This is a genomic window from Rhodococcus sp. R1101 (assembly GCF_000278445.1).
In the GTDB taxonomy this organism is placed as follows: Bacteria; Actinomycetota; Actinomycetes; order Mycobacteriales; family Mycobacteriaceae; genus Rhodococcus; species Rhodococcus gordoniae.
Genome location: NZ_AJVB01000907.1, coordinates 1 through 596, shown reverse-complemented (window position 1 = coordinate 596; position 596 = coordinate 1). Strand labels below are relative to the sequence as shown.

General features: G+C 66.6%; 1 protein-coding gene. It reads left to right on the top strand.

Features of this window, described 5'->3' with window-relative positions; translation table 11 throughout:
• Positions 1-165: 165 nt before the first annotated feature.
• Positions 166-596 (top strand): pentapeptide repeat-containing protein (locus tag R1101_RS0125140; RefSeq protein ID WP_198420335.1); only part of this gene is annotated, 431 nt, incomplete at its 3' end.

The window sequence follows — 596 nt, the reverse complement described above, 5'->3', positions numbered from 1 at the left end:
AGACTCTGCCGTTGCTTCGCATTGTGTTGCACGGCTTTCGGATTCACACGGTCGTCGGACTTCGCCGAGGACAAGCCCGCCGGTTCGCCGTGCCGGCATCTCGACGCGCGCTTCGCGTGCACCATCCATGAGACGCTGCCGTCCCGTGGTTTCCGCGGATGTACGGTGTTCGACTGTTTCGGTGCGGGACAAGCCGTCTCCCAGCGGTTGTTCGCCGGCGTGAGTCGGCGGGACCGACCCGACACCTGCTACCGGATGTTCTCGGCGTTCGCCGTGGTGAAAGAGCTGCACGAGATGATGTGGCACCTGCTCGAGGCCCAGCAGCGCACCTACGATCCGGAGCTCGCGGACGACGCGCGGGAGCTCGTCGAATCCCTTGCCGTCCTGACTCGCAGGGGCGTGGACGAACTCGAGTCCCTCGAGATCGGCGAGATACGTGCATCCGTTCGGCCGGTCCTCATGGAGGTCAGTGCGGAGGTGCGGGGTTCGTACTTCGCGGACGACGAGGGGATGGATCCCGATCTCGTCCCGGGCGCCGACCTCGCCGGAACCGATCTGCGGGGCCACCGGTTGTGCGGCGCCGACCTGCGGAACGC